This is a genomic window from Neoroseomonas rubea, assembly GCF_016106015.1.
Taxonomy (GTDB): Bacteria; Pseudomonadota; Alphaproteobacteria; order Acetobacterales; family Acetobacteraceae; genus Neoroseomonas; species Neoroseomonas rubea.
In genome coordinates this window covers 1-8,496 of the sequence record NZ_JACADQ010000168.1, presented here as the reverse complement: position 1 = coordinate 8,496, position 8,496 = coordinate 1, and the positions used below count along the sequence as shown (strand labels likewise).

Genomic DNA, 8,496 nt, shown 5'->3' with positions numbered 1-8,496 from the left:
CGATCCGGCGGGGCCACCGCTGGCAGGCCTGACCGGCGCGGCGGCGCGCCGGCGCCGGCCGCTACAGCCCCGCCTGCTCCAGCCGCAGGATCGCGCGCGCCATCGCCTGCGCGCGCGGGACCACCGTGTCGACCTCGAGGTACTCCTCGGGGCTGTGCGCCTTGCCGCCCACGGGCCCCACGCCGCACAACGTCGGCGCGCCGAGCGCGGCGGTGAAGCCCGAATCGGCGCAGCCGCCGGTGAACTCGGCCTCCACCTTCAGCCCGCTATCGGCGGCCGAGGCCTGGTAGATGGAAAACAGCCGCGTGCTCTCGGGCGTCGGGTTCAGGGGCAGGAACTCCCCCTTGATGGCGAGGCGCGCCTTGGTCCCCGGCACGTAGGACCGCGCGACGATGTCGTGGATCCTGCCCATCACCTCGTCGCGGTCGGCCGGTTCGATGTAGCGCAGGTCGATCTGGAACTGGCAGGAGGGGGCGGTGGTGTTCACGCTCTGCCCGCCCTGGATCAGGCCGACATTGAGCGTGATACCGCGGGCGAGGTCGGTCAGCGCGTGGATGGCGACGATCTTGTGCGCAGCCTCGCCGATCGCGCTGATGCCGGCCTCGAAATTCCCGCCCGAATGCGCGGCCTTGCCCTCGATGTCCACCACGGAGAAGACGCCGCCCTTGCGCGCCTTGACCACGTTGCCGGAGACGCGCCCCGGTTCGCTGTTGAGCACGATGCGGGCGTTGCGTGCCTCGGCCTCGATCACCGGGCGGCCCTCGGGGCTGCCGATCTCCTCATCCCCCGTGAAGAGGCCGACGAGCGGTCCCGGCGCGCCGCCGAACTTCGCGAAGGCGGCGAGGACGAACATGTTCATCACGATGCCCGCCTTCATGTCGGCGACACCGGGGCCATAGGCGAGGTTGCCCTCGATGCGGAAGGGCCGGCGCTCGGGCTCGCCCTGCGGGAAGACCGTGTCGCGATGGCCCATCAGCACGATGTTGCTGCGCTGGTTGCCGGTGCCGATGGCGTGCCCGCCTTCGACGAAGCCGCGGATGCAGTCGCCATGGCGGCTGCCGGGCACGACCTCGGTGCGGATGCCGTGGGATTCGAGGAAGCGGCGGACCTGCGCGCCGGTGCGGTCCACGCCCGGCTTGTCGTAGGACCCGCCGTCGGTGTTCACCATCTCCTCGAGCTCGGCGAGCATCGCGGACTTCTGCGATGCCAGCCAGGCGGTGATCTGCGCTTCGGTGCTCATGCGGGCGGTCTCCTTCGCGCCAAGGCTGGCATCGCCGGAGCCCGCCGCAAAGGGGGCGGCGCTACTCGATCCGCCCCAGCGCGCGGACCGTGCGGATCAGCCGCGCCGCGTCCTCCTGGTAGAAGCGGAGGAAGGCGTCGCCGTCGCGATGGTCGAGCGTGTTGCCCGAGGCCGCCATGACGCGCTGGAACTCGGCATCCTGCGCGACCTGGCGGCAGGCCTCCCGGATGCGGGCGATGACCGGCGCTGGGGTCGCCGCCGGGGCGAACAGGCCGACCCAGATGTAGAACTCGCAGTCCGCGAAGCCCTTCTCGATCAGCGTCGGCACATCCTCGAAGCCCGCCAGCCGCGTGCGGCCCCAGGTGGCGAGCGGACGCAGCGCGCCGCTGCGGATATGCGGCGCGACCGGGCCGGGGCCGGAGGCCAGGCACTGCACCTGCCCGCCCAGGATCGCCGTCAGCGCCGGCCCGCCGCCCTGGAAGGGCACGTGCAGCATGTCGAGCCCCGCCGCCTGGGACAGCTGCGCCATCGGCACGTGCAGCGCCGAGTAGTTGCCGGCGGAGGAGTAGGAGAACTGGCCGGGCTTTGACTTCACCTCGGCGATGAACTGCTCGATCGTACGGATCGGCGAGGCGGCGGGCACCACCAGCACCGTCGGGTCGGCGGCGAACAGCGCGATCGGGGTGAGCATCTCCGGCGTGTAGGTCGGCTCCCGCCCGTTCACGCGCGCGGCCTCGGGCAGCAGCGCCATGGACGACAGCGCCATCAGCAACGTGTAGCCATCGGGTGTCGCGCGCGCGACGAAGGCGTTGCCGATGGCGCCCGCGGCACCGCCGCGATTCACGATCGGCACGGCGACGCGCCAGATGCGTTCGAGCGTCGCGGCGACGGGCCGGCCCACCACATCGGCCTGCCCGCCGGGCGGGAAGGCGACGACCATGCTGACGGGGCGGGTGGGGTAATTCTCCTGCGCCGCCGCGCCACGCGCGAAGGCGGCGGCGGCGGCGGAGCCGATCAGGACGCGACGCTTCATATGATTGTTTCCTCCCGGTTGGTCTCGTCGGACGTCAGGTCAGGCGACGGGGTTCTCCAGCACGCCGATCCCCGGCACCTCGATGCGCACGCGGTCGCCGGGCTTGAGGAATTTCGGCGGCGAGAAGCCGATCCCGACGCCGGCCGGCGTGCCGGTCGCGATGATGTCGCCCGGCTCCAGCGTGATCGCCGCGCTGATCGTCGCGATCAGCGTCGGGATGCCGAAGATCAGGTCCTCGACCGGCGCGCGCTGGCGGAGTTCGCCGTTCACCCAGGTGGAGATGGAGAGCTTCGGCGGCACGCCCGCCGCATCGGCGGTGACGATCGCCGGGCCCATCGGGCAGTAGCCGTCGATGCCCTTGCCCAGGATCCACTGCCGGTGCTTGTGCTGCAGCGTCCGCGCGGTGACGTCGTTGACGATGGTGTAGCCGAACACGTGCGCGTAGGCATCGGCCTCGCTGATCCCGCGGCCGCCCTTGCCGATCACGACGGCGATCTCGCCCTCGTAGTCGGTGCTGTTCGTGGAATCGAGGAAGGAGGGGATCGGATCGTTCGGCCCGATCACGCTGGTGGGCGGCTTGCTGAACACCACCGGGGCTTCAGGCACCACTTCCTTGGCCGTCGCGTCGAAGCCGCTGTTGGCGAACTCCTTCGCGTGCTCATGGTAGTTCTTGCCGACGCAGAAGATGTTCTTGGCCGGGCGCGGGATGGGGGCGAGCAGCGTCGCACCCTCGGCCACCGGCGCCTTCGCCGCGGCCGCGCGGGCGGCGGCGAGCGTGGCAGCCCCGCCAGCGATCAGCGCGAGCATCTCCCGCGGCAGCGCCGCATCCGCGGCCGCAAGGTCGAGCACCTTGCCCGCATCATCCAGCGCCCCGATGCGCGCGCCCTTGCCGTCCTTGAACGTGACCAGCCGCATGCCGCCCCCCTGTTACCGCTTGCGCACGAATTCGGTGCGCAGGACCAGGCCCTTGATGGCGTCGTGGCGGCAATCGATCAACTCCGGGTCGTCGGTCAGGCGGATCGACCGGATGACGGTCCCCTGCTTCAGCGTCTGCCCCGCGCCCTTCACCTTCAGGTCCTTGATGACCGTGACCGAATCGCCGTCCGCCAGCTCATGGCCCGCCGAGTCGCGCACGACGATGCGCGCGGCGGCGGCGGCGGCCGCGACCTCGGAGGCCGGGCGCCACTCGCCGGTCGCCTCGTCATAGACGTAGTCGTCTTCCCCGGCTGTCACGCCGGCGGCGCCGTGCTCGCGGTCGCCGCCGGATCGGCCAGCGGCAGGGCTGCGGCGCGTTCCAGCGCGCGCGCCGCGCGGAAGGCGAGGTCGTCGCGATACAGGGGTGCCACCACCTGCACCGCGCGCGGCATCCCCTCCCCGTCGATCGCGACGGGGACGCTGATTGCCGGTTGGCGGGTCAGGTTGAAGGCGAAGGTCCAGGGCGCCCAGTCGCGCCAGAGCGAGAGTTCCGGCTGCGCCGTCGGCTGGTCGGCGGCGAAGGCGGCGGTCGGCGTGCAGGCGGTCAGCACCAGGTCGTATCGCTGGTGGAAGCGCGCCATGGCGTGCGCGGCCTCGAGCCGCATCGCCTCGGCCGCCAGGTAGTCCACCGCCGGCATGTCGCCATGCTTGCGCGCGACATCGAGGATGCCGGCGTCGAGCAGGGCGCGCTTCTCCTCCGGGATGGTGGCGACGACGCGGGACAGCGCCACGCCCCAGACCCGGCCGAAGATGGCGCGCGTATCGGGCAGGCCGGGATCGGCTTCCTCGACGATCGCGCCCTGCTCGGCCAGCATCCGCGCGGCACCCGCGAGCACCGCCTCCCCATCCTCATCCAGCGGCGGCTCGAAGCCCATGCGGCGGACGATGGCCACGCGCAGCCCCGCCACGCCTTCCTCGATCCCCTGCCGCCAGTCGCGCGGGTCGTCCGGCAGGCAATAGGGGTCGCGCAGATCGTGCCGCGCCATGGCCGAGAACATCAGCGCCGCGTCCCGCACCGTGCGCGTCATCGGCCCCGCCACCGCGACATGGCCGAAGGCGCCGAGCGGCCATTGCGGAATGCGCCCGAAGGAAGGCTTCACGCCCACCAGCCCGCAATAGGCGGCTGGGATGCGGATCGACCCGCCGGCATCCGTGCCGATGTGCAGCGGGCCGAAGCAGGCGGCACCGGCAGCCCCCGCGCCGCTCGATGATCCGCCCGGCGTGCGCTGCGGGTTCCAGGGGTTGCGCGTGATGCCGTGCAGAGGGCAGTCGCCCGGGGATTTCCAGCCGAATTCGGTGGTGGTGGTCTTGCCCAGGATGACGGCGCCGGATTCCTTCAGCCCCATCACGGCGGGCGCGTCCTCGGTCGCCGGCGTGGTGTCGGAGGTGCGGCTGCCGCGCCGCGTCGGGAAGCCCGCCAGGTGCAGCAGGTCCTTCACCGTCGCGGGCACGCCGTCGAGCGGGCCGATCGGGCGGCCGGCCATCCAGCGCGCCTCGCTTTCCCCCGCGGCCTGCAGGGCGCGCGGGTTCATGGCGGCGAAGGCGTTGACCCAGGGGTTGAAGCGCGCGACGCGCTCCAGCACCGCCTTGAGGGCTTCCACCGGCGAGAGGGCGCGGCGGGCATAGAGGCCGAGGAGCGTCTCGGCCGACATGAGCGCGGGGTCGGTGTCAGGCATGGGGGTCACCCTGCCCCCCGGCCCCGCGCCGTTCAAGTCATGCCGCGGCGGCGAGCCTTTCCTTGCGGCATTCCATCAGCGGCTGGATGCGCGTGCCGAAGTCATCCATGCCCTTCAGGAAGTCGTCGAAGGTCAGCATGATGCCCTTCACGCCGGGCATGGAGGCGACCTCGTCCAGCATCGCCGCGACCTTCGCGTAGGACCCCACCAGCGTGCCCATGTTGAAGTTCACGGGGTTGGCGGCGCGGGTCATGGCCGCGGCGGTGGAATCGGCGCTTGCCGTCTTGTCCTCGGCCGCCTTGCCGAAGAGATGGGCAAGGGCCTCCTGGTCCGCGCCCGCCACGTAGGAATCCCATTTCGCGAAGGCGGCTTCGTCCGTCTCGTCGGCGATGACCATGTAGAGCATGTAGGCGCCGACATCGCGGCCGGTCTTCTCGGCGGCCTTGAGCACGCGCGCGGGCACGCCCGCCGCCTTGGTAGGCTCGTTCAGCCCTTCGCCGAGGCAGAAATTGTACTCGCACCACTCGGCGGCGAAATCCATGCCGCGATCCGACTGGCCGGCGGAGACGACGGGGATGCGGCCCGGCGGGCGGGGGCTGAGCACGCACTTGTCCATCTGGAAGTAGTCGCCCTTGAAGTCGGAGACGCCGTCCTCCCACAGCTCGCGCAGGATGCGCACATATTCCGTGCTGTAGTCGTAGCGCTTGGCGAAATGCGCATCGCCGGGCCAGAGGCCCATCTGCGTGTACTCGATCTTGTGCCAGCCGGAGACGATGTTCACGCCGAAGCGCCCGCCCGAGACGTCGTCGATCGTCGCCGCCATGCGCGCGACCATCGCCGGCGGCAGCGTCAGCACCGCCGTCGAGGCGAAGAGCTTGATGCGCTTGGTGACCGAGGCGAGCGCGGCCATGAGCGTGAAGCTTTCCAGCCCATGGTCCCAGAACTCGGTCTTGCCGCCGAATCCGTGCAGCTTGATCATGGAAAGGGCGAAGTCGAGGCCGTAGCCCTCCGCCTTCTGCACCACCGCCTTGTTGAGCTCGAAGCTCGGCATGTATTGCGGCGAGGCGGCGGAGATGATCCAGCCATTGTTGTTGATCGGAATGAACACGCCGATATCCATCGGTGGCTCCCGGTGCCTGTTGACCGCGCCGTTCTCGCAACTACCGTGCCATTCGACGCAACGGAGAACGGCCATGAGCGACGCCCCGAAGAAGCCCTGGGAGTGGAGCGAGCCGGAATGGCGCCACATCGTCGGGCGCGCGCGGGCGGGGCGGTCGCTGGCGCCGACATCCTGGCCGGGCGGGGCGCGCTGCGCCGTCTCCCTGTCCTTCGATGCGGACCATGAGACGATCCCGCTGCGCGATTCCGATGAAAGCCCGATGCGCATCAGCCAGGGGCAATTTGGCGCGCGGCAGGGCGTCCCGCGCATCCGCGCGCTGCTCGCGCGGCACGGGGTGAAGGCGTCCTTCTTCTACCCGGCCGTCTCCGCGCTGCTGCATCCCGAGGAAGTGCGCGCCGTCGCCGGCGAAGGCCACGAGATCGGCATCCATTCCTGGATCCACGAGGCGAACACGCAATTGCCGCCGGGGGTGGAGCGGGAGCTGACCTTCCGCGCCGCCGATACGCTCGAGAAGATCAGCGGCCGCCGGCCCGTCGGCATCCGCACGGCGTCCTGGGATTTTTCCGTCGACACCATGTCGATCATCCAGGAGCTCGGGCTGCTGTACGACTCCTCGCTGATGTCGGACGACGATGCCTATGAGCTGGAGGTGCAGGGCCAGCCCACCGGCATCGTGGAATTGCCGCCCGAATGGATCCGCGACGACGCGGTCTATTTCAACATGCTGCGCTTCTCGGGCCTGCGCCCCTACACGCCGCCCTCGGCGGTCGAGGAGATCTTCCGCGCCGAGTTCGACGGTGCCTATGCGGAAGGCGGGTTGTTCCTGCTGACGATGCACCCGCACGTCATCGGCCATCGCAGCCGCATCGCGCTGCTGGACCGGCTGGTGGCGTACATGAAGGGCCAGCCCGGCGTGTGGTTCGGCACGCATGAGGAGGTGGCGCGCTGGTGCGCCGGCCAGGCGGGGATGACGCCGAAGGCCTGACCGCGCAGCGACGCCCGGTCAAAGAAAACGGCCCGAGGCAGAGCCTCGGGCCGGGAGCGCACAGCGCGACCGCGCCCAGACCGTCAGTCGGCCCAGGCGCGCCAGTGTAAGGCGCGCAAGCCAAGCCGCCGGATGGCGGCGCCGGCGCCTGAGGTCAGAGAAAACGGCCCGAGGCAGAGCCTCGGGCCGGGAGCGCAAGGCGCGAAGGCAAGGCGGCCGGATGGCCGCCGCCCGCCGTCTGAGGGTCAACCCATCACGTCACGACGATGTTGTACTGCCGGGCCACCGCGGTCCATTCGGCGATCTGTTCCTGCATCATGCGCACGAAGTCCGGGCCGAGCAGCGAGGGTGTGCGCGGCAGCGTCTGCAGTTCCTCGAAGCGCGTCATCAGTTCCGGGCGCGCCAGCAGCGTCGGGATCATCGCGGTGAGCCGCTCGGCGATCGGCGCGGGCAGGTTCTTGGGCGCGGACAGGCCTAGCCACTGCGCCGAGGTCAGCTTCGGATAGCCGAGTTCCGCGAAGGTCGGGATGTTCGGGAAGGCCGGCAGTCGCTGCGGCGTCGAGACCGCGAGCGCGCGCAGCACGCCATCCTTCAGCAGCTGCACGTTGGTGGTGATCGGGTCGATCATCGACTCGATCTGGTTCGCCATCAGGTCCTGCATCGCTGGCGCGCTGCCGCGATAGGGCACGTGGTCGAGATTGGGCGCGTTCGCCGCGCCGGTCAGCATCGCGCCTAGCAGGTGCGGCGCCGAGCCGATGCCCGAGGAGCCGAAGCGCACCGGCCGCGTCCGAGCCGCCGCCAGGTACTGGTCGAGCGTGCGGTACGGCGAATCCGCCTTCACGAGCAGCACGTTCGACGCCTCGACCAGCAAGCCCATGTGGGTGAAGTCGTTGATCGGGTGGAAGGGCAGCGTCGGCATCGTCGCGGTCGAGAAGACATGCACGGAGGCATGGCTGACGAGCAGCGTGTAGCCATCGGCCGGCTGCTTTGCGACGAAGTCGGTGCCGATGACGCCGCCCGCGCCGGCGCGGTTCTCGACCACCACCGTCTGGCCCAGCGCCTGCGACAGGGCGGGCGCCATCAGGCGGCTGACCGTGTCCACCAGCCCGCCCGGCGGGAACTGGGCGATCAGGCGGATCGAGCCGCGGGTCGGCCAGGCGCCCGCCTGGGCGGAGGCGACGCGCGGGAGGGCGAGCGGCGCCAGCGCACCGGCCGCCGTGAGGCGAAGGATGGAACGACGGTTCATCGATGTGCTCCCTGTTCAGGCATGGGCGCCACCGACTGACCGGAATGAATGCAGGAATGCCACCATCCGGCCCGGGTGCCCCAGGCATGGGCAGGCTCCTGGCAACCCGCGTGCCGCGGGGAGGGGCAACCGGCGCGCCGCGGGGAGGGCAACCGGCGCGCCGCGGCGAGAACCAACCCGCCCGCCGCGGGCGGGGCAGGCGCCGTCAGGCGCGGCCGGTC

General features: G+C 70.9%; 8 protein-coding genes. 1 reads left to right on the top strand and 7 read right to left on the bottom strand.

Going from position 1 to position 8,496, the window contains the following annotated elements:
* Positions 1 to 61: 61 nt before the first annotated feature.
* From HW577_RS15425 to rutA, 6 genes are all read right to left on the bottom strand, one after another.
* Positions 62 to 1,240, bottom strand: a complete 1,179-nt coding sequence (locus tag HW577_RS15425) for a M20 family metallopeptidase (protein ID WP_198377044.1) — start codon at positions 1,238 to 1,240, stop codon at positions 62 to 64.
* A 61-nt stretch (positions 1,241 to 1,301) separates the two neighbouring features.
* A complete protein-coding gene (locus tag HW577_RS15420; RefSeq protein WP_198377043.1) occupies positions 1,302 to 2,273 on the bottom strand; it encodes a tripartite tricarboxylate transporter substrate binding protein in 972 nt (323 codons plus the stop codon).
* A gap of 39 nt (positions 2,274 to 2,312) precedes the next feature.
* On the bottom strand, positions 2,313 to 3,188 hold the full coding sequence (locus HW577_RS15415; protein ID WP_198377042.1) for a fumarylacetoacetate hydrolase family protein: 876 nt from the start codon (positions 3,186 to 3,188) through the stop codon (positions 2,313 to 2,315).
* A 12-nt stretch (positions 3,189 to 3,200) separates the two neighbouring features.
* Positions 3,201 to 3,506: an alkylphosphonate utilization protein gene (locus HW577_RS26915; RefSeq protein ID WP_198377041.1), complete on the bottom strand. Its 306-nt coding sequence runs from the start codon at positions 3,504 to 3,506 to the stop codon at positions 3,201 to 3,203.
* Entirely contained in the window at positions 3,503 to 4,924 is a 1,422-nt protein-coding gene (locus HW577_RS15405; protein ID WP_198377040.1) for an amidase, read from the bottom strand. The genes HW577_RS26915 and HW577_RS15405 overlap by 4 nt, the downstream gene beginning before the upstream one ends.
* A gap of 37 nt (positions 4,925 to 4,961) precedes the next feature.
* Positions 4,962 to 6,044 (bottom strand): pyrimidine utilization protein A, encoded by a 1,083-nt coding sequence (gene rutA, locus HW577_RS15400; protein ID WP_198377039.1) that lies wholly within the window; start codon positions 6,042 to 6,044, stop codon positions 4,962 to 4,964.
* A 73-nt stretch (positions 6,045 to 6,117) separates the two neighbouring features.
* On the opposite strand from rutA, the gene HW577_RS15395 reads away from it, so the two are divergent.
* Positions 6,118 to 7,029 (top strand): polysaccharide deacetylase family protein, encoded by a 912-nt coding sequence (locus HW577_RS15395; protein ID WP_198377038.1) that lies wholly within the window; start codon positions 6,118 to 6,120, stop codon positions 7,027 to 7,029.
* Between the two features lie 253 nt (positions 7,030 to 7,282).
* Here the strand turns inward: HW577_RS15395 and HW577_RS15390 are convergent, their stop codons facing one another.
* The gene (locus HW577_RS15390) at positions 7,283 to 8,275 is read right to left on the bottom strand and encodes a Bug family tripartite tricarboxylate transporter substrate binding protein (RefSeq protein ID WP_198377037.1); all 993 of its coding nucleotides are present in this window, start codon (positions 8,273 to 8,275) and stop codon (positions 7,283 to 7,285) included.
* Positions 8,276 to 8,496: the final 221 nt, after the last annotated feature.

What these genes read in the sequence shown, in the direction of transcription:
- HW577_RS15415 (WP_198377042.1), bottom strand. Translation starts at nt 3,188, where the DNA reads ATGCGGCTGGTCACGTTCAAGGACGGCAAGGGCGCGCGCATCGGGGCG.
- HW577_RS15390 (WP_198377037.1), bottom strand. Translation starts at nt 8,275, where the DNA reads ATGAACCGTCGTTCCATCCTTCGCCTCACGGCGGCCGGTGCGCTGGCG.
- HW577_RS15395 (WP_198377038.1), top strand. Translation starts at nt 6,118, where the DNA reads ATGAGCGACGCCCCGAAGAAGCCCTGGGAGTGGAGCGAGCCGGAATGG.
- HW577_RS15405 (WP_198377040.1), bottom strand. Translation starts at nt 4,924, where the DNA reads ATGCCTGACACCGACCCCGCGCTCATGTCGGCCGAGACGCTCCTCGGC.
- rutA (WP_198377039.1), bottom strand. Translation starts at nt 6,044, where the DNA reads ATGGATATCGGCGTGTTCATTCCGATCAACAACAATGGCTGGATCATC.
- HW577_RS15420 (WP_198377043.1), bottom strand. Translation starts at nt 2,273, where the DNA reads ATGAAGCGTCGCGTCCTGATCGGCTCCGCCGCCGCCGCCGCCTTCGCG.
- HW577_RS15425 (WP_198377044.1), bottom strand. Translation starts at nt 1,240, where the DNA reads ATGAGCACCGAAGCGCAGATCACCGCCTGGCTGGCATCGCAGAAGTCC.